This window comes from Nonomuraea sediminis (genome assembly GCF_018531495.1).
GTDB lineage: Bacteria > Actinomycetota > Actinomycetes > Streptosporangiales > Streptosporangiaceae > Nonomuraea > Nonomuraea sediminis.
Map to the genome: position 1 here is coordinate 59359 of NZ_JAHDTI010000022.1, position 19087 is coordinate 78445.

Annotated in this window: 18 protein-coding genes; 6 read left to right on the forward strand and 12 right to left on the reverse strand. The window is 66.1% G+C overall.

The window, feature by feature from the left end:
• Nucleotides 1-30 precede the first annotated feature (30 nt).
• From KIK09_RS53095 to KIK09_RS53105, 3 genes are read left to right on the forward strand one after another with little or no spacing between them, the layout of a single operon-like run.
• On the forward strand, nt 31-1359 hold the full coding sequence (locus KIK09_RS53095; protein ID WP_214327247.1) for an efflux RND transporter periplasmic adaptor subunit: 1329 nt from the start codon (nt 31-33) through the stop codon (nt 1357-1359).
• On the forward strand, nt 1356-2048 hold the full coding sequence (locus KIK09_RS53100; RefSeq protein WP_214327248.1) for an ABC transporter ATP-binding protein: 693 nt from the start codon (nt 1356-1358) through the stop codon (nt 2046-2048). The genes KIK09_RS53095 and KIK09_RS53100 overlap by 4 nt, the downstream gene beginning before the upstream one ends.
• Nucleotides 2045-3229: an ABC transporter permease gene (locus tag KIK09_RS53105; RefSeq protein WP_214327249.1), complete on the forward strand. Its 1185-nt coding sequence runs from the start codon at nt 2045-2047 to the stop codon at nt 3227-3229. The genes KIK09_RS53100 and KIK09_RS53105 overlap by 4 nt, the downstream gene beginning before the upstream one ends.
• On the opposite strand, the gene KIK09_RS53110 is transcribed toward KIK09_RS53105, so the two are convergent.
• Both KIK09_RS53110 and KIK09_RS53115 read right to left on the reverse strand, forming a co-directional pair.
• Nucleotides 3230-3964 (reverse strand): ABC transporter permease, encoded by a 735-nt coding sequence (locus KIK09_RS53110; RefSeq protein WP_214327250.1) that lies wholly within the window; start codon nt 3962-3964, stop codon nt 3230-3232.
• Nucleotides 3961-4716 carry an ATP-binding cassette domain-containing protein gene (locus KIK09_RS53115; protein ID WP_250575268.1) on the reverse strand — a complete coding sequence of 252 codons (756 nt, stop codon included), beginning with the start codon at nt 4714-4716 and terminating at the stop codon, nt 3961-3963. The genes KIK09_RS53110 and KIK09_RS53115 overlap by 4 nt, the downstream gene beginning before the upstream one ends.
• On the opposite strand from KIK09_RS53115, the gene KIK09_RS53120 reads away from it, so the two are divergent.
• Nucleotides 4715-6385: a recombinase family protein gene (locus tag KIK09_RS53120; RefSeq protein ID WP_214327252.1), complete on the forward strand. Its 1671-nt coding sequence runs from the start codon at nt 4715-4717 to the stop codon at nt 6383-6385. The genes KIK09_RS53115 and KIK09_RS53120 overlap by 2 nt on opposite strands.
• A 687-nt stretch (nt 6386-7072) precedes the next feature.
• Here the strand turns inward: KIK09_RS53120 and KIK09_RS53125 are convergent.
• From KIK09_RS53125 to KIK09_RS53145, 5 genes are all read right to left on the reverse strand, one after another.
• Complete coding sequence (locus KIK09_RS53125) at nt 7073-8695, reverse strand: replication initiator (RefSeq protein ID WP_214327253.1); 1623 nt, start codon at nt 8693-8695, stop codon at nt 7073-7075.
• Nucleotides 8692-8868 (reverse strand): hypothetical protein, encoded by a 177-nt coding sequence (locus tag KIK09_RS53130; protein WP_214327254.1) that lies wholly within the window; start codon nt 8866-8868, stop codon nt 8692-8694. The genes KIK09_RS53125 and KIK09_RS53130 overlap by 4 nt, the downstream gene beginning before the upstream one ends.
• Nucleotides 8865-9788: an FtsK/SpoIIIE domain-containing protein gene (locus KIK09_RS53135; protein ID WP_308164833.1), complete on the reverse strand. Its 924-nt coding sequence runs from the start codon at nt 9786-9788 to the stop codon at nt 8865-8867. The genes KIK09_RS53130 and KIK09_RS53135 overlap by 4 nt, the downstream gene beginning before the upstream one ends.
• A gap of 568 nt (nt 9789-10356) precedes the next feature.
• On the reverse strand, nt 10357-10680 hold the full coding sequence (locus tag KIK09_RS53140; RefSeq protein ID WP_214327256.1) for a hypothetical protein: 324 nt from the start codon (nt 10678-10680) through the stop codon (nt 10357-10359).
• Nucleotides 10677-11054, reverse strand: coding sequence for a plasmid replication, integration and excision activator (locus tag KIK09_RS53145; RefSeq protein WP_308164834.1), 378 nt, complete (start codon nt 11052-11054; stop codon nt 10677-10679). The genes KIK09_RS53140 and KIK09_RS53145 overlap by 4 nt, the downstream gene beginning before the upstream one ends.
• A 106-nt stretch (nt 11055-11160) precedes the next feature.
• Here KIK09_RS53145 and KIK09_RS53150 point away from each other — a divergent pair, with 106 nt between their 5' ends.
• Entirely contained in the window at nt 11161-11895 is a 735-nt protein-coding gene (locus KIK09_RS53150; protein ID WP_214327257.1) for a GntR family transcriptional regulator, read from the forward strand.
• 49 nt (nt 11896-11944) lie between these two features.
• On the opposite strand, the gene folP is transcribed toward KIK09_RS53150, so the two are convergent.
• Entirely contained in the window at nt 11945-12853 is a 909-nt protein-coding gene (folP, locus tag KIK09_RS53155; protein WP_214327258.1) for a dihydropteroate synthase, read from the reverse strand.
• A complete protein-coding gene (locus KIK09_RS53160; RefSeq protein WP_214327259.1) occupies nt 12850-13890 on the reverse strand; it encodes a tetratricopeptide repeat protein in 1041 nt (346 codons plus the stop codon). The genes folP and KIK09_RS53160 overlap by 4 nt, the downstream gene beginning before the upstream one ends.
• A 1001-nt stretch (nt 13891-14891) precedes the next feature.
• Between KIK09_RS53160 and KIK09_RS53165 the strand changes: the two genes are divergently transcribed.
• Complete coding sequence (locus KIK09_RS53165) at nt 14892-15698, forward strand: hypothetical protein (RefSeq protein ID WP_214327260.1); 807 nt, start codon at nt 14892-14894, stop codon at nt 15696-15698.
• 803 nt (nt 15699-16501) lie between these two features.
• Here KIK09_RS53165 and KIK09_RS53170 read toward each other — a convergent pair.
• The 3 genes from KIK09_RS53170 to KIK09_RS53180 form a co-directional block, all read right to left on the reverse strand.
• The gene (locus KIK09_RS53170) at nt 16502-16969 is read right to left on the reverse strand and encodes an ATP-binding protein (protein WP_214327261.1); all 468 of its coding nucleotides are present in this window, start codon (nt 16967-16969) and stop codon (nt 16502-16504) included.
• The gene (locus tag KIK09_RS53175) at nt 16966-17298 is read right to left on the reverse strand and encodes a hypothetical protein (RefSeq protein ID WP_214327262.1); all 333 of its coding nucleotides are present in this window, start codon (nt 17296-17298) and stop codon (nt 16966-16968) included. The genes KIK09_RS53170 and KIK09_RS53175 overlap by 4 nt, the downstream gene beginning before the upstream one ends.
• A gap of 516 nt (nt 17299-17814) precedes the next feature.
• Complete coding sequence (locus KIK09_RS53180; protein ID WP_214327263.1) at nt 17815-19035, reverse strand: helix-turn-helix domain-containing protein; 1221 nt, start codon at nt 19033-19035, stop codon at nt 17815-17817.
• Nucleotides 19036-19087: the final 52 nt, after the last annotated feature.

Here is a 19087-nt window from a genome sequence, read left to right on the forward strand (position 1 = left end):
CCGAAACGGGTGACCCATACGATGTTCCGGGTGACGATTCGTCGCGGAATCACCCCGCTGCTCGTCTTACTCGCGCTGACCGGATGCTCCTCGGGGCAGCCGTCGAACATCCAGGTGGGCGAGGTGAAACGCGCCCCCGTGACCGAGGTGGTCGAGGCCCCCGCCACCATCGGCGCCCGCGCGACCGCCACGCTGCGTTCCCCCGCGCAGGGGACCGTGAAGCGCCTGTACGTCTCCGAGGGCCAGCACGTCGACAAGGGCCAGATCCTGGCCACGATCAGCTCCCCGCAGGCCAGGGACCAGCTGAAGCAGGCACGCCAGGCGGCCAAGACCCCGACCGCCAGCCTCGGCACCCCGAGCTTCCGCGTCGCCTCGCTGGACACCGGCGCGTTCGACCGGGCCCTGGGCAAGCAGTTCGAGCGGGCCAGAAAAGAAGCCAGGAAGATCGAGGACGCCCGGGCACGCAAGCAGGTCCTGCACGCCATCGACGTGGCGCAGGCGCAGCAGCGGGCCCAGTCCAAGGCACTGGCCGACATCACCGCCCAGCTCGGCCGCTCGATCAGCGGCGCGCTGTCCGGCATGACCAGCGGGCTGGCCGCGTCGATGTCCTCGCTGCAGGCCGCCTCGAAGGGCCAGGCCAAGGCGGCGATGAAGGTTGCCCAGAGCACCGTCGACGCGCTCACGATCAAGGCCCCGTTCTCCGGCGTGGTCACCCTGGGCCGCGCGTCCGGCGGCGGTGGCGGCACGGGCGGCCTGACGAGCCTGCTGAGCCAGCTGCCTGTCCAGCCGCAGCAGTCGTCGGGTACCGGCACCCAGGTCGCCACCGGCGTCCCCGTGTCGGCGGGCGACGCGATCGTCACCGTCACCGACGTCTCCAGGCTCACTCTGGCGGCCAACGTCGACGAGACCGACGTGCTGCTGGTCAAGCCCGGTACGACGGCCACGGTCGAGCTGGACGCGGTCCCCGGCGCCACCTACCAGGCCAGCGTCACCGGCGTCGGCGTCACCCCGATGGAGGGCACCACGGGCGGCGTCAGCTACCCGGTGCAGCTGCGCCTCGGCTCCGGCGCGTTCGACGACGGCGGCAAGGCGCCGACCCCGAAGCCGGGCATGAGCGCCGTGACCCGCCTCACCGTCCGCCAGGCGCCCGACGCCATCGCCGCGCCCGCCTCCGCGATCGTCACCAGTGGCCGCGAGAGCGTGGTCTGGCTCGACAGGAACGGCACGGCCGAGCGGCGCGTGGTCAAGCTGGGCGCCCAGGGCGAGGCGGTGGTGCAGGTCACCGAGGGCCTGTCGGTGGGCGACCGCATCGTCGTCAAGGGCGCGGACTCGGTACGGCAAGGCCAGGCCCTGTCGTGACACCGGCGTTGGAGTGCGTCGACGTCACCCGCCGGTACCAGCTCGACGGCGTGGCCGTGGAGGCGCTCAGGGGCGTGTCGCTGAGCATCGGCCAGGGCGAGTTCGTGGCGATCCTCGGCCCGTCGGGTTCGGGCAAGTCGACGCTGATGCACCTGCTCGGCTGCCTCGACCGGCCCACCTCGGGACACCTCAGGGTCAACGGGGTGGAGATGTCGGGCCTGTCCGACACCCAGCTGGCAGAGCTGCGCAACCGCACGATCGGCTTCGTCTTCCAGTCCTTCCACCTGCTCGCCCGCACGTCGGCTCTGGAGAACGTGGCCCTACCCCTCGTTTATCGCGGAATTTCGCGCAATGAGCGGATAAGTCGGTCGCGGGCCGCGCTGGAGTCCGTCGGGCTGGGCCATCGCATGGACCACCGGCCCTCCCAGATGTCCGGCGGCGAGCAGCAGCGGGTAGCGATCGCCAGGGCGCTGGTGGGCGAGCCCAAGGTGCTGCTGGCCGACGAGCCCACCGGCAACCTCGACACCGCCAACGGCACCGAGGTGATGGCCATCCTCGACCGGCTCAACTCCGAGCGGGGCGTGGCGGTCGTCCTGGTCACCCACGAGCCGGACGTCGCCGCCCACGCCCGCCGCCAGATCCACGTCCGCGACGGCGTGGTGGAGCTGGACACGGGGGCGGCGGCGTGAGGGGGCGCGAGGCGTTCGGCATGGCGCTGGAGGCGCTGCGGGTCAACCGGATGCGCAGCGCGCTCACCATGCTGGGCGTGATCATCGGCGTGCTGGCGGTGGTCGTGCTGGTCTCGGTGGGGACCGGCGCGAAGGACGCGGTGGAGAAGGAGATCTCCGGCCTGGGCACCAACATCATCCTGGTCGTGCCCGGCCAGCTCAGCGTCGGCGCCGCGCCCACGCAGAGCAGGATGACCCTGGACGACGTGGCCTACCTGCGCCGCGTGGTGGGGGATCCGGCGCGGGTCACCGTATCGCTGCAGTCGGGCGAGACCGTCAGGGTGGGCAGGGCCGAGTCGTTCGCCACGATCGTCGGCACCGACCAGAACCTGACCAACATCTTCGAGCGTCCTGTCGCCAAGGGCCGCCATCTGAGCGAGACCGACGTCGACACCCGGCGGCGGGTGGCCGTGCTCGGCTCGGAGGTGGCGGCCAAGCTCTTCGGCGACCTCGACCCGGTGGGCCGCCAGCTGACCATCGCGGGCGCGCGGTTCCGCGTCGCGGGCGTCTACTCCAAGATCGGTCAGACGTTCGGCGTCTCGCGCGACCAGGAGGTGCACGTCCCCGTCACGACCGCGCAGCGGCTGTTCGGCATCCCGCGCATCAACGGCGTCGCCGTCGGGGCCGCCACGCCCGACGAGATCGACTCGCTGCAGGACCGCATCGTGGCGGCGCTGCAGACCAGGTACCCGGGGGAGAAGTTCTCCGCCGTCACCCAGACCCAGCTGCTCGGCACCATCGGCAGCGTGCTGGGCATGCTCACCGGCGTGCTCGCCGCGATCGCCGGCATCTCGCTGCTCGTGGGCGGCGTCGGCGTGTCGAACATCATGCTGGTCAGCGTCAGGGAGCGGACCAAGGAGATCGGCCTGCGCAAGGCGCTGGGCGCCCGGCAGCGCGACGTGCTGGTCCAGTTCCTGATCGAGGCCGTGCTGCTGACCACCATCGGCGGGCTGATCGGCATCCTGCTCGGCGTCGGCGGCGCGCTGGCCATCAAGGCGTTCACCCCGGTGCCCGCCTCGATCACCTGGTGGTCGATCGCGCTGGCCTTCGGGGTGTCGGCCGCCGTCGGCGTCTTCTTCGGCGTGGCGCCGGCACGCAGGGCGGGACGGCTGGATCCCGTCATCGCCCTGCGCGCCGAGTGATCAGGCGTCCCGCCGCTGCAGCAGCACCGTGCCGGCCACCAGCGTGACCGCGATCCAGGCGAGGTAGACGGCGTAGCCGCCCCAGGCCTTGCCGGCGTCGGGCGAGGAGATCAGCGTCATGCCGGCGTTGGTGGTGAAGTTGTCGTGCACGAACCTGCCGACCTGCCCCGGGATCGCGTTGGTGAGCTGGGGCAGCACGGTCATCAGGGCGATCGCGGAGACGATGGCGCCCGGCGTGTGCCGGATCAGCGCGCCGAGCGCCAGCCCGAACAGCCCGCAGGCGGTCAGGAACAGCCCGGTGCCGTAGGTCATCCGCAGCACGCCGGGATCCCCGAGCGAGCCGAGATTCAGGATCGTCATCCCGGTGACCACGGTGACGAAGGCGGCGACCATGGACACCACCAGCGCGATCGCCGTGAACACCAGGACCTTCGCCGCCAGCAGCTTCGGCCGGACCGGCACGGCGAGCAGCGAGGTACGGATGCCGCCGGTACGGTACTCGCCGCTGATCACGAGCACGCCCAGGGTGGCCAGCGCTATCGCGGCGAACTGCGTGCCCTGCAGCGACAGCGCGGCGGCTTCGAGCGCGGTCGTGGCGCCGTCGACCTGGTTCCTGCTCGTCAGGGTGAGCAGCACGCAGAGGCCGAGCATCAGCAGCGCGGTGATGGCGAGGGTCCACAGCGTGGACCGCACAGACCGGATCTTGGTCCATTCGGACCTGATGACGTCGATCATGCCGAGAACTCCAGGCTGTCCTTGGTGAGCTCCATGTAGGCGGCCTCCAGCGTCGGCTGGACGAGCGTCAGCTCCTCCAGCTCCAGCCCGGCCCTGGCGGTGACCCTGCCGATGTCCAGCGGTGTCATCGAGGTCACCCGCAGGTGGTCGGGATACAGCTCGCCCACCCCGATCAGCTGCGCCACCTCCGGCAGCCGCGGCGAGCGGACCCTGACGTAGGACTGCGAGCTGCGCCCGATGAACTCCTCCATGCCGGTGTCGGCGATCAACCGGCCCTTGCCGATCACGATGAGGTGATCCGCGGTCTGCGCCATCTCGCTCATCAGGTGGCTGGAGACGAACACGGTCCGCCCCTCGGCCGCCAGCTTCCTCATGAACGTGCGGATCCACAGGATGCCGTCGGGGTCGAGCCCGTTGACCGGCTCGTCGAACAGCAGGATCTCCGGATCGCCGAGCAGCGCCCCCGCGATGCCGAGCCGTTGCGCCATGCCCAGCGAGAACCCGCCGATCCTGCGCCCCGCCACCTCGGCCAGCCCGACCTGCTCGAGCACCGCGTCGACCCTGGCCCGGCTCAGCCCGTTGCTCTGCGCGACGGCCAGCAGGTGGTTGCGCGCGCTCCTGCCCCCGTGCACGGCCTTGGCGTCCAGCAGCGCCCCCACCTTCCGCAGCGGGTGCTTGAGCTGCGCGTACGGCACGCCGTCCACGAGGACGGAGCCGTGGGAGGGCCGGTCGAGCCCGAGGATCATGCGCATGGTGGTGGACTTCCCGACTACGGATTTGAGGAGCATTATTGAAGTAGGAAGCGACGAAAGGCCAGGTCAGAGCATGAAGATTAATGGCGTGACGGTCCTGGAAGTTCCCGCGAACCGCGCGACTGCCGGGTACGCCCGGAAGAGTCTGGACAAGGCGGACACAGAGTTTGGTGTGCAGTCCCAAGCCGAGGAACACGACGAGGCCGTAGAAGGGTGGGGAATCCCAGCCATCACACACCGGTACGTAGACAACAGCATTTCGGCCCACCGTGAGGACGCGCACCGCCCTGAATACCAGCGGTTAAGGGCTGACATCGAGGCGATGCTGATCGCCACTGTAGTGATCTGGCACGCCAACCGCCTCCACCGTCGGGTGGAGGAAGCCCTCTCGTTCATGAACATGTGCATCGCCTACCGAGTGAAGGTCTACAGCGTGCAGCGAGGCACGTTCTACGACTTCACCAAGGCACAGGGCCGTAAGGATTTCATCGCCGACACCAACAACGCTGAAGCCGACTCCAGCCAGCGCGGCGACAACGTACGCGTAGCCCGCAAGCGCCAGGCCAAGCAGGGAGCATGGGGCGGAGGTGTCCGCGCCTACGGATGGGGTGTAGACACCGGCCTTGTTCACGCAGTGTGCGTCAACCCCAAGGCCCCGCCCGCACAACGCGAATACGAACACCGCCCGGTCATCGATATGACCAAGCACAACGAGCAGGAAGCCGCCGAGATCCGACGTTGGCGCGACGCCGTCCTTGCCGGTGTCCCCAATGGGAGCATCATTGCCGACCTGAACAGGCGCGGTGTGCTCACACAGGGTCAGACCGATGGACGTGTGATCAAGCGCAATGGCAAGATCATGGAGTCGTCCGGGTGGCAATGGCGAACCGTGGAGCGAATCTTGCTCAGCCCTCGCACGGCAGGGCACGGGGAACACAATGAACAGATCATCGCGCGTGATGTATTGCCGCCGATTATCACGTCGGAAGAGCAGGACCGGCTCAGGGCGATCCTGTGCGACCCCGCCCACAAGGTGACTCCCGCCGCACGTGCAGGCAACCAACCCAAGTGGCTAGGATCGCTGATCATCACATGCGGAGTGTGCCGAGACGGAACGCCCATGGTCAGCGGCATGAGAAACGGGCAGCGCCTCTACCGTTGTGACGCGAAGGGTCATGCCACGACACCGGCAGATGAGGCAGACAAGTGGATCGAGAAGGTAGCTCAGGCCCGACTGTCACGGCCGGATCTTGCCGACCTGATCCCCAGCCACGATCCCACCGTCAGCATCACCGAACTTCAAGTGAACATCGCCAAGCTTGAAGAAGGTAAGGCGGCGCTTGCAGCCTCTCACGTCCGTTACCTCACGACGGGCGCTGGCCTCACCCTGGAGATGCTAGAACAGGCAACCGCGCAGACGGATCAGTTGATCGCTGACGAGCGGGACAAGCTTGCCCGAGCTACCACGAGCAGCCCTCTGACCAGCTTCCTAGGCAGAACTCAAGATGAAGTCCGCGCCCAGTGGGAATCCCTAACCCTGCCGATCCAGCGCGAGATCGTTCGCTTGGTCATGCGTGTTGAAGCGATCGGCATCGGCAGGGGGCGGCGCTCCTCGTGGCCGCCCATCGAGGAGCGCGTGATCATTACTCCGATTACTGCCGCCGCTTGACGACCGGCGACCCATGGAGCAGCAGCGTGAGCCGGTTGCGCTGCTGCTCGGTTAGCGCAGGCCAGTCCGCGACTAGCTCCGCTGCTACACCATCCAGCCGATCCCCACTGGACGCACCCTCCTCAGTCTCGCCAGTCCCGATGTCTGACCGGGCGCGAGAGCCGCGCCGCCGACGACCCGCCGCAGACCTCACGGCCTCCGTGCCATGATCATCTTCAGGGGGGTCGCCCTGCCTCGCACTCTCATCGGCCCGCCCGCCCGCCCGAACGTCTGACGGGGCTGAGCGCCGCCCGCCCCTACCCCGCCGACCCTCCGAGCCTTCAGCCCCAGCCCCGATGTCTGACCGGGCGCGAGAGCCGCGCCGCCGACGACCCGCCGTAGCCCCCTCCGTCCCCGCGCCAAGATCATCTTGAGGTCGGCCGGCGTGCTCAGGGCCCCCAGTGGCCCTCCCACCCGCCCCCGGGTCTGACGGGGCTGGGGCTTGCGCGGCCCTACTCCGCCGCCCCCGCGAGCGTTCACGCGCAACCCCCGACCCCGATGTGGAGCCTTCGGCGCGCTCCTCTTGGGGGCGCTGCTCGTCCACCGGTGATCCCGCCGCATCGCCCGGAGTGCCCTCGCCATCGGGTACCGACTCAAACCCTGGTAGAACGCCCTGGTCAGGATGCACCTTTAACCGTGGGCGCCGCTTCACAAGGCACCGCCTACCCCCGACCCTCCGTCTCCCGGTGGCCCTTGCTCCGCCACCATGGATGCCGCCAGTCGTGCCCGCCCGGCCATCCGGTCCGCCACCAGGCGCATCAGCCGCTCCGGCAGCGGCGCGAGCTGGGCATCTGTCGCGCTGAGCTTCTGCCACACGAAGCGATCCGCATCCGCCTCTTCCAGCCCCAGCGCCTCCACCACCCAGGCCCTCCGCGCCTGCTGATACCCGCCCAGCGTCTTACCCGACCACTGTCGCGAGACCAGCACCCGCCGTCCGCCGTACCCCAACCGCTCCGCCCGGTGAGCAGCCTTCGGGCAGCGCCCCGGTTCCATCTCTCGCTTGGCGTTCTCCGGCTGTATCCCGAACCTCAGCCAGTTCGAGCACCGCGCCGAGCACGGTTCCCACCGAAGGGCTTCCACCAGCCGCCGCACGTGCACGCGTCGTGCCGAGTCCCGCGCCCCGTCGTCTGCTGCTTCGGCGACCTCCGCGACCGCTTCCCCCAGGCTCTTCGTCAGGTATTTCGCCAGGTACTTGATGCTCAGGTCAGCGTCCCGGCTCCCCGCCACGACCCCCCGAATGTCTGCCTGAGCGCCGAACGCCATCACGTGACGTGGCTCCGCGTTGCGGTCTGTCTCCAGCGTGTCTAACGCCTCTTCCCAGGTCGGCAGTATCTCCCCGGTCTCCCGGTCGACGTAGCCCACGCCGTCCTCCCATTTCGGGAGGTGATCCCCCTCGTAGCGGACCTCGTTCACCGCAGGCCACCACACTTGGTGGTATGTCGCTGCGATGACTTGGCGCAGGTCAGCACGCGGCAGCGTCCCGCGAATCGCCATGTGCAGATGTGGCGCTAACCGCCGCTGAGGCTCGACCACGGCGAAGTACTGCACATTCCAGCCAGCCGCCCGCCTCAGGTTCTGCACGAACCTGTCGATCAGCTTCCCGAAGTGGAGCGAGTCGCGTGCCGCACCAACGTAGTCGTATGTCTCCGGGTTCACCGGCAGCCCGCCGTGCACGCGACCGTAGGACGGGAGCGTCAGCGTGATGAACATTGACGGGCGCAGGATCCGTCCGTCCGGCGTCGTGAACGCCCGCCCTACTGTGGTGGGACGCATCGCCCTCTTCGGCAGAGCCGGGGCCTCCTGACGTCGCCGTGTCGATCGCACCCGACGCCGGGCCTCCAGCCCCACGCCCGCCTGTCCCATCTCCGCCTCATGACCGGCCAGCACCGCCGCCCAGTCCTCAGCCTCTCGCGTCTCACCGGCCGCCAGCGCCGCATCCCGCTTGCTTCTGACCTCGTCCCGGAACTCCCGCATCCAGGCTCGTTCGTCCCCGTCGATCACTCGCCCGCCGACCGGTCTTTCCCGCTCCGGTTCGTCCTCCAGGTGCCACCCGTCCCGGCATTGAGCGATTCGCGCTGCCCGTGTCTTCCGCGCACATGGTGGGCACCCCCGAGCCAGCCGCGCCCCGCACGCGACCTCCACCACCTGACTTGCGCCCGTCGCCCGATCCGTCACCCGGAAACTCAGAGGGCGAATGCACACCCCTGTTTGCTCCGCCAGCGCTTGGGCTGTTTCCAGATCCAGCCCGGTTGTTGCCCCCGCTTGTCTCAATCACTCTCCTTGCTCGCTGTGCTGTCGTCGTTTTGTCCGTCGCACACCACGCGGGCGGCGGCTCCGCACTCCGTGCACTCGACCCGGCCCCGGCACACGTCCAGCCGCAGCGCCGCCGCACCGCAGACCGCGCATCGAAGCCCCGTCAGTTCCTCGTTCAGTTCCTCGCTCACGCATGCTCCCCGAAGGCCGCAGCCATCGCCCGTATGACCTCATCCGAGATGAAGGCCGCCCGCACTCTCACCGGGTCAGGTGACCTCTCGACCCGCACGTAGCCCACGCCCGCGCCCTCCTCCTCCACATGGGAGATCTCGTCAGCGAGCGCCCCCCGGTCCCGTGCCCCATCGCCTAGAACCATGTCCACCTGTTCGGGCTCATCCAGGCGCAGGGCGATCCGGTCAGGGAACAGGTTCCGAATCGTGAGAACGTCCTTGCGAGGGTCTTGAAGCGCAGCCAGGACACAGAAGCCCACCGCGCGGCCCTGAGTCGTCAGCGTCGCCAGAGCCGCCATGATCCGAGCCCGAATCTGCTTGTTCGGCTGATACGCCGTCAGGAACGCCACCTCATCCACGATCACGAGGCAGAACGGCTCCTCCACCGTCGGCCTGTGCTTGCGGACCCGACCGGCGTAGTAGCGCGCGCGTTCCTGCATTTCGGCCACGGCTCGTTCCAGCAGATCCGCGCATTCCTCCGGGGACGCCGCGTACCGATCACCGAAGAGCGACCGCCCTAGCGACAGCTCCATCAGCTTGGGGTCCAGCCCCCACAGCTTTACCGTGCCCTCAGCCACTCCCGGTAGCAGCCCCCGCACCGTTGACCACAACACCGAGCCCTTGCCCGCGCCGGTCGCACCCGCCACCAGCACATGGGTTCCAGCCACCCGCAGCCGCCAGGGCTCCCCGTCCTCTTGCCACCCGATCACCGGACGCAGGGTCGCCGCAGCAGGTAGCCGCACCGCGCCGAACGCGTTCGCCAGCGGGTCTCTGCGCGGGAGAGTCAAGAGGAGCCGTCCCCCTCGCCGCACGGCCACCCGGCACGACAGCGCCCCGAACGCATGCGCCAGCGACTCCGCCGCGTCCTGCCAGTGCCGCACGGACTGTCCCCGCACCATCCGCACGGCCACCAGGTCAGCCCAGGGCGTAGACCGGACTCGCACGAGCCGTGGCCCGTACGCGCGGCCATCCACCATCGCGCGTAACCCTGCGACGGCCGTTACCCCTCGCCAGCGAGCCCCGTACACCCACAGCCCGCGCCACCACGCCACCAGCGGCCAGTAGCACCACCGCGCCCACGATCGCTGATGCACCACCCCCCAGCACACCACCAGTGCACCGGTACTCACGGCCCCCCACGCGGCCACGTGCGGCCCCCGCCACCACAGCACAGCCGAGGTGATCCCCAGAACCAGACATGCCACCGGATGCCGCCAGACGAGGCGAACCAGCCAGGCCACCAGCCGCCAGAGTCCTACTACCAGCGTGACAATCGCTGGAGTCTGCACCACGACCGGCCGGAAGACCACGGTTGTGGGTCTCGTTGTCACAATGTTCTCTGTCTCGCCCGGAAGGCGACGGAACATCAAAGATCCTTCCCGAATCTCGAATGAGTTGTGGTGGGGTCACCGAGCCGCTATCGCCCGGTGACCCCTTACGCCAGCGCTCCTAGAGCTGCTGGCCCCCGTGACACTCCTCGTACTGCTCACGGCACATGGCCAGGTAGCGGTCAGCCGCCCCCGCCAGCCGCTCCGCCAGTTCCACGTCTGCCAGCGTCACGGGACCCCCGCCCCGCGTGGACAGCGTGGCCTCAACATCGTTCGTGCCCAGCGAGACGTAGGGCCGCTGATACACGACCCCCCCGGCCCCGCGCTCGTTGATCATCCCCGTTGCGACCCGGACCGCCGAGTCGTAGAAGGAAATCCCCCGGTACGTGTGGCCACGCGCCTCACGCGTGACCACGTAGGTGTACGGCTCGTCCCCCGACGTCATTCGCCGCCCCCGCTCGCCGCGACACGCGCCCGACGAATCGCCGTTGCGCGGATCGAGTAGGCCAGCCGTCCCGTGGACTGAGCCACGTACGGCGTGACGGTCAGCCCGACGATCTCCACCGGCATGATCGGGTGCCCCTGCGGAAGATCGGGCACCTCCGGCTCCTCCGCACTGGGGATCTTGATCGACATCGTGCGCTGCGCGGCTTTCGCCGTGGGGTCGCCGTCCAGTACGGCAACCTGCCACAGCGGAAGCCCGGTGTCCTTGTCCCGGCTCTGAACGAAGGACTCCTTCGTCGAACGGTCGAAGTCCCTTACGGGCTCAACCTGCCCGATCAGGTAGCACCCACGAGGGAACACCTGATCGAAGCTCACCGCTATCGGACCCTGTAACAGGGTGACTCCTCTCCGAACGAAGCGCTCCGTGCGCTTCACCTACTTAGTACGTTAACCTACAAAGTGCGTTTGGTGTACTGTGTAGGTGAAGGAGGTTGATGTGATGTCCGCCACATACCAGTCCATCGCGGAAGGGATCGCTGAGCAGATCCGGACCGGGAAGCTCCCGCCGGAATCCAAGATCCCTAGCGAGAAGGACCTCCAGCTTCGGTATGGCGTCTCTAGCAGCGTGTCCCGCGCCGCTATCGCCCTACTCCGCTCTCAGGGCCTCATCTACTCACGGCAGGGGAAGGGCAGTTTCGTCTCCCCCAGGTGGAAGCCCGTACCCAAGAGCACCCATAACGGTCACCCCGTCGAGGCTGCCGATACGCAGCCGGGAAAGGTGATCGCCGTCGACCTGTCCGAGGGGCTGCCGCCGGAAGACGTAGCCCAACTCCTTCAGTTGCCGCCCACGGCCAAGGTTCAGAAGATCGAATACCGGGTTGAATATCGAGGCGGAGATGTCTCACATCTGATCGAGATCACCCAGCACTATGAGCTAATCTCGCCCGACGCGGAGATCGATCCAAGGGACCTGCACAATCCCGATCCAATAGCCAGGCAAGCCCGTAGTGGCGTTGACATTACCCAAGTGCACGAGACCATTTCAGCGCGGATGCCCACAGCCGACGAGGGCCACCTTATGGACATCCCACCCGGAAAACCGGTCATGGAAGTACAGCGCATCTACTACTGTCATGCCCGCGTAGTGGCTGTTTCCAAATCCCTCTTGCGATCCGATCGAGTCGTCTTGAACAACATCCACGATATCGCTCACTAACAAAAACGAGGAGCCCGCCTTCCCTGCGAAGGCGGGCTCCTTCCATGTATCACATGTTGTGTATCGGCGCTTCAGGTCCACGGAACCCTAGGAGTCCCTCAACGGTCCGCATGGCCGTGACGTTCTCCGCCACTTCGTGAACACGCACAATACGCGCGCCTAGGTATGCGCACATTGTGTTGGCCACGATCGTACCTATGTTGAGTGCGGCCGAATCGGTCTTCTCAACCCCCAGCGATTCCCGAATGAAATGCTTGCGGCTCGTAGCCACCAACACCGGATACCCGATTTCCGCTATCGTTGGTAGCCCTCGCGTAATCGCAAGGCTGTGATGGGTGTTTTTGTTGAGATCGTGTCCCGGATCGATATAGATCCGATCCGCCGCTATGCCGTTCTCTCGCGCATAATTGACCCGCGCCAGCAGGAAGTCACGAACGTCTGTGACTACGTCGTTGTACGCCGGTCGGTGCACGGGCGTGTGCGGCCCGCCCAGACTGTGAGTGATGATCACACTCGCGCCGGTTTCCCGAACTACCTCAACCATTCCCGGTGATTGCAGCCCGTGGGTGTCATTAATGACATCCGCCCCCGCGCGCACAGCCGCGAGCGCTACATCTGGCAAATGGGTATCCACCGAGATTACGACGTCGCTCTGTGCCCGGATTGCCTCAATCACTGGCACGACACGCCGGATCTCTTCGTCGCTTGATAGCTCCGGCTGGTCAGCGCGGAAAGACCGCCCGCCGACATCCACCCATTCAGCACCCTCCCGAATGGCCTTCTCTGCTGTCTGGACTGCCGCCTTCAGATCCAACGACATGTTCGGGTCCAGACCCGAATTCGGTGTCCGGTTGACGATCCCCATCAACACCACGTGCTTCCCGAAGTCGAATTCCCGTGCACCCACCGTGCGCACGGGCTCAATCAGTTCGGGATAGTACGGCTTCAGCAGGCTCATTCACGCCCTTTCTTGACGAGGGTTGTAACTGTCGAATCTCTGGGAACAACGATCCGGCGAAGAGCGAGGAGGAAGAGAAGGCACCCGCCACCGATGAGGGCCACGCTCCCGATTGCCTGCCACCACTCTTGGGTCTTACTCACCGCTACCCAAATACCACCACCTACGAATGTGATAAGCGCGACGAAAACACCGAGGATCTCCACGTTTTTCGCCATCGTGTCGCCCGCCAGCCTTTCGGCAGCGTGGACGCGCTCATTCATCCGGTGCGTTGCCTCCACCACGCGCCGCTCTATCTCCTCCTCCATCGAGGTCCGGATTTCTCGGACGACCCGTTTACCTGCATCGTCCACATGACGCATCGCGACCACTAGTTGCCATTCACGCATGTAATCCGCGTGAATATCGTTGGCGTCGGTGCCAAGCAACTCCATCGCGCGAAAGACGTCATCCTCCGCCTCCTCGTACTTACCGAGCCGTGAAAATGCACGCGCCCGCCGGAAGTAGAGATTCGGGCTCGTCTCCCCGAGGCCCACCATTTTGGAGCTTAGCGAAAGGAGCATTTCCCCCTGCTCAGGGAGGTGATTCGCCGTCCACAGTGCGGCGAGAAGGACATACCGGCTACTCCTATCGGCATCCTTCGCAGAGTCCGACTGACGATACAGCTCACGCCCATCAGGCAACCTCAGCCCGAATGCGCCCAGCGCCCCAAACGCGCGGATTAGCGCGTCATCGAACTCTCTCAACCACTTCTGAGCGCTTTCATGTAGCTCCCTGAAGAGGAAGTCAAAGCGCAGCCGTTGACCTCTCACGTACACCACGATCAGGCGATAGAGGTCAGGATCCACCACGCCATAGGGTTGTAGGTCTTCACCCGGGATGGCCTCGCCCGCAGCCCTGCTGTCCCAAGCGAGATTCGAGGTCAGGTCTCTGATCTCCGGCACCGTGAGCTTTTCCGTCTTAGCCAGAACCGCTAGCTCGCGTATCCACTCGTGATCCTCCTCGCCTACGCGCATCCGTAGGTATTCCCGGATCACGGCTGCCCATTGCCCTCTAGGGGTCCGACCTAAAGCAGTCTTTAGGTCACCCCGCAATTCACCGGAAGCGAGTCCTTCGCCCCCGGCGTCGTAGCCCACACCCATAGCTCGACTCCTTGCGAACGGCGTTGTCGTCTAGATCCTCCGACACTCTAACCGCCGCGCAATCAATCACTAGTAGCAAATCGTGCCGCTTTGGCGCATTTCACTACCGCTAGAGTCTGCTATGTCCTTTGATCGCCCCACATGGCACGAGAACGCACCAGACGTCACGTCTCGCCCATCAGCACCCGCTGTCGCGCAACTCCTGTACGCGGGCCCCTCATGCTTCGCCATCCGGGCACTTGCCGAATTGTTCTTATAAGAATCAAGGCGGGCCGCCTCCGGCGGCCCGCGCGGGCGGCCAAACCGGCCGCCCTCCCCGCCGGGCATGCGGCCTGGAGGCCGGTCCCGGCGGGAGCGGCCACGCCGCCCGCACCCCTTATCGCCGCCGTTCTCTCACAGATCAAGATCATTACGGACGCCACCGCGGACACGGTCCATGATCATCTTTCCGCCGCGTGCGCGCCGGCTGCACTCACTGCGTTCGCCCTACGGGTGACCTCCGGTCATGCGACCGGCCCCCACGCTCCCGACCCCATAGCGGCCCGTAGCGCACGGGATCGGTACACAGACGAGCCCATACGAGCCCAAGTTCGCCTTTGCGGATTCTGCTCCCCGACCCCATACCGGCCTTAGCTCCGGGAGATCCGTACACAGATGAGCCACACCGAGCCCAAGTTCGTCGGTTCTCTAGCAAGGACCAACAGATTTCGCCGAGGGTAGAGCCACCCATGCCCGAACATTCTTGTGGCAGCATGCGAATAGCGCTCTCTAACGCCAGCCCCTTCCCCCGAATATGGAGCGTTCCTGTGGCCGATCGTCATCTCCGACCGCGTCCGCATCCCTCCCCACGCCCTCACAGTCGTTGGGCATGGGTCGGCGAGCGATGGCGATGGCTGGTGGCCGCGCTCGCCGCAGCCCTTGCGGCTTCGATCACGGCGCTGATCACCAATGCTGCAACGACCGGAGTGGCCCAAATTACGGCGGCCCGAGAGCCGTTCACGTGGGTGAAACGCGTCAACCCGGTCAAGTTCTATGGCCCGTGCCCGCGGGCTTACAGGATTATCGTTGATACGCACGTTGGTGCTGTGCCGCCGCCGGACGAAGAGTCGTGGGAGCGCTGGCGCCGCGCAGCGCGAGGGATCGACCAGGGAACCACCCATGTGGAGATCACGTTACAGGGGCGTTCCGCTGCAGCGACCCTTCTCCAGGGCATGCGCATCCGTGTGGTCAAGCGCTCCCATCCCGCGGCCGGGGCAGTTTACGAGGCGGATTTCCCTGGCGATCCCGGATGCGCGAACTCCACACTGGCGGAGCGGAACCTGTACGCGAGCCTGGACGCCTCCGATCGGCCAACCCCCGTTCCCAGCAACGACGGCCCCGATTTTCCGACACCGACACCGACACCAGGAAAAGAAGCTAACGCACAGCAGGACGACAATCACCCGGACAAGAACGAGCAGGGAGAGGTCATCTACTTCCCCTACCGCATCACGGACAGCGATCCGGAAATTATCGATGTGGGAGTCGAGACCAGCAGCTGCGACTGCGCATGGGTGATCGATCTCGACTGGGCCAGCGGCGGAGATTCGGGAACAGTCACCATTGACGACGGCGGCAAGCCGTTCAGGACCAGCGCATCGGCTGTGAAGGACTCCGAGGTTCTCTTCTACGACGGACATCGGCACAAGTGGGTACCGGCGTGATCGGGACGTGAAGGGTGCCCGGTTTCTAGACTAGCCTTGCCGCGTCACAGATCCCACGCAGGCAGGGCGACCGTGCGCCCGGTCCATTCGACGCACCGCCGCCCTGCCCAACGAGGCGTGCCCGCCTTCGGTAGCTACCCGATGCCGATCTCTCCCAGACGTCACCGCTGACCGGCTTGCCTCCAGGCTCTCCACTAAAGGCAACCGCAGCGACGGGGGCTGTGACGTGTCCCCAAGATCGACAACTACCGAAGGCGGGGCCTACAGGCGGCGACACGGGAGCATCCCCTCGCCCACTCGCCCGGTTGACGAGTGCGAAAGTTCACCATGCCGCCGCCTTGTCCCATGGCCCTAGACCGCGTCCCGGCAGCCAGGACAAGCGCGGCCGAGGGACGGAGCAAAGGGCAGCACCCAGTCACCTAAAGCCATCAAGATCACTTGCTCACCGCACAGAGCCAGCATCCGCCCGCCCTCCGAATCGTCGCCGGGCCCGATCGCGTGAACCTGCTGAGAATCACCCTCGCCTGTTGTCCCCGCCCGATAGGAGCCCGACCGCTCAGCACACGACAGCGCCTCAGCCACCGGAACCAGGTCATCCCAGGCCACCACCCAGCGACGCACCCCACCCGGCCACCGCGAGAAATCACTCTCCTCCAGCGCCACCCGCGCAAAGGAGTCTCCAAGCGCCGAGGCGATCACCCGCCCACGCAACCCGATCAGCCCGCCAGCCCCCCGCGTCGCAGCCGGACTATGGTGCACACCAACGATCTCGACCTGAGTGCCGATGCTCGCGCGCTTCCTTTTCATTGCTGAGACCAACCTGCCGTTGAACGCTGGACGTCGTTGGTCCGTAGCTCCAGCTCGAACCAGACGCCCCGCTGTTTGTCCCTCTCCCAGTGCCCCCACTTGTCGGCCAGGTTCTCCACCAGCCACAGCCCACGGCCCCCGCCGCTCTCGGAGTCCGGCGTGCGCGGTGTGGGCACCGACAACGACCCGTCATCGATGACATCCACCCTCACCACGACCGCACCGAGCACGTCAGCCCACACAGCGCAGCTCTCGTTCACCTCGATGGTCAGCGTCCCGCCCGGACTGCCCGAATCCGAGTGCGTGACCGCATTCGTCGCCAGCTCAGACACCAGCAGCAGCACCTCGTCCAGATCCACGTAACCGGCCGCCGTCAGCACCCCCTCAACGCAGTGCCGCGCCACGGGCACCGCCGAGGCGACCCCCGGAACCGTGAGCAGCGCTAACCGCCACAGCCCAGTCACCGCGCCGCCTCGCAGATCACGTTGACCGCACCGGCATCCAGCGCGTCCACACGAGCCGTCCGACCCCAGGAGAAGAACCAGCGAGCATTCACGACATGAGCCCGGACACGAAGCGGATCGCCCGCCCGATGCACCACCAAGCACGGCCCCGCACCCGCGCCCATGGTCAGGCTCACCTGCATCCCCGCCCAGTGCAGGTCCCACATCAACCGCACGAGATGGATGTACTCATGCTCAGCGCCCTCCCAGTAGGCGATCACATCAGCCGCCGACAACTCGGAGGGAAGCGCCAGGTCCCCTATCGGGTGGTTGGTTCTATGCTGTTCCACGGGTCGCACCTCCACGTGCGATCAAGGCCCCGGCCGGTGGTTAGCCTCACCGTGCCCGGGGCCGCTTCACTTGCTTGACGTCCTAGGCGAGCGGATCGACTCCACCCGCGATGCCCCGGACGCTCGCTGTCGCCCTTCGTGTGTTCACATGTGGCACGCATTGCAGGCGAAGGTGCCGCCGGTCGTAATCGTCTATCGACATCGACAGCAATTCCACATACGGCGTCCGCACAAGAGCATCACTACCGATCCTCTTGGCGCACCATTCACCGTGACTACCGTCTGCTAGCAATTCGCGCCAAATTTCCCACCGTCCAGCATGTTTCGCCTGTAGTTCTTCGAGTGTGCTTGGCCATGGACCGTGCAGGGACTCCGCCCTTTCTCGTTCCGGTCTCACTTGATCCACCTCCGAAAGAACGCTTACAAGCGAACGTAAAATGACCCCTCCCTACAAAACAGAAGCGCAGCACAGTCCTTTCACTGTGCTGCGCTCGTAAGGGCTACGCTACGTGGTCCCTACTCGTAAACTCCCAGGTGATCGGCGAGCAGTCGGCGATCATCACTTAGAGCCCGCGAGCTTGACTTAAGTACCTCGCGGAACGTATCGCGTGCCATCTGCTGATATCTCAGCCATTGCGGATTTCGTCCGCGTAGATCGAGCAGCACGTCAATCGCCCGATCTGGGTCATTTGTCTGACTGTGTGCGCGTGCCACGTCTAGCAGATGTCGATCCCATTCCTCATCTGTGAGATCGTCGCCTCGCTGAAGCCCGGCAGACAGCTCCAATGCCATCGCCGGATCGCCCCCGACCAGGGCGTTCTCTGCCTGCTTCATCTGCACCGTGAGCGTGCCGAAGGTCTTCGCGTCCACGGTCTGGTGTTCACCATGGATCGGGGCAGCAGCCGCCGCCGCCATACCGTGGTAGTCCCGCGCTTCCTCCGGACGGTTGTTTCTTGCCGCCGCTGCACTTGCCCTCAGAAGCATCCAGCCCCACGCGGCAAGCTGATCGGGCGACGCCTCCGACATCCGAGGTTCGAGTGATTGCGCTGCATCGGCACACAGGCGTTCCACCTCTGCGAACCGTCCTTGGCGAAGCATGGCGTGCGCCTGCCCGCTGATCGCTGCCGCCGCGAGCGGCGTATCGTCGATCTCCAGAGCGTCCCGGAGAGATGCGTGGAGCGCCGTAAGCGCCAGGTCATGGGCGCGGATCTGGATCAAGTAGCGCCCCGTTAGCCCTACGATGTTCGCTCGCGTCCTTAGCGCGTCGTGCCGAGACCGCTCCGGGAGTCCGCCAACGTGATGATGAGCCGAGCGGACCAGCGCTGGCAGAATCCCGGCCAGGTCGTCGTAGCGGTCAGAGTGATACGCCCGCGTCATCGAAAGGACGGCCTTGTTAAGCCGGGCCAGGTCCAGGTCGTCGTAGTCGGCAGTTCCGTAGATCGGCGTTCCGTGCAGTCCGATAGGCGGATTGATGGCTGCACGGATTTCGGACAGTACTGCCGCATCATGGTCATCATCGCGCGGTTCCGGCGAGCTAGGGCCGACGAAGGTAAGTGTCACTACCCCGAGAGCCCGCGCAAGCTGGTGAAGTGTTTCTAGGCGTGCGCTTCCGCCTTGTTCAATCTTCTTGACTACCTGCAAGCTAACGTCTGCTGCGTGTGCGAGTTCTTCCTGAGTCCACCCGCGCAAGCGCCGCTTTTCCCGCAGGCGGTTGCCGATCGATTCGTCAGCCGACACGATATGCCGCCTTTCAGACGTCATTGAGTCCGCTATCAGGCTAACCGAGAAG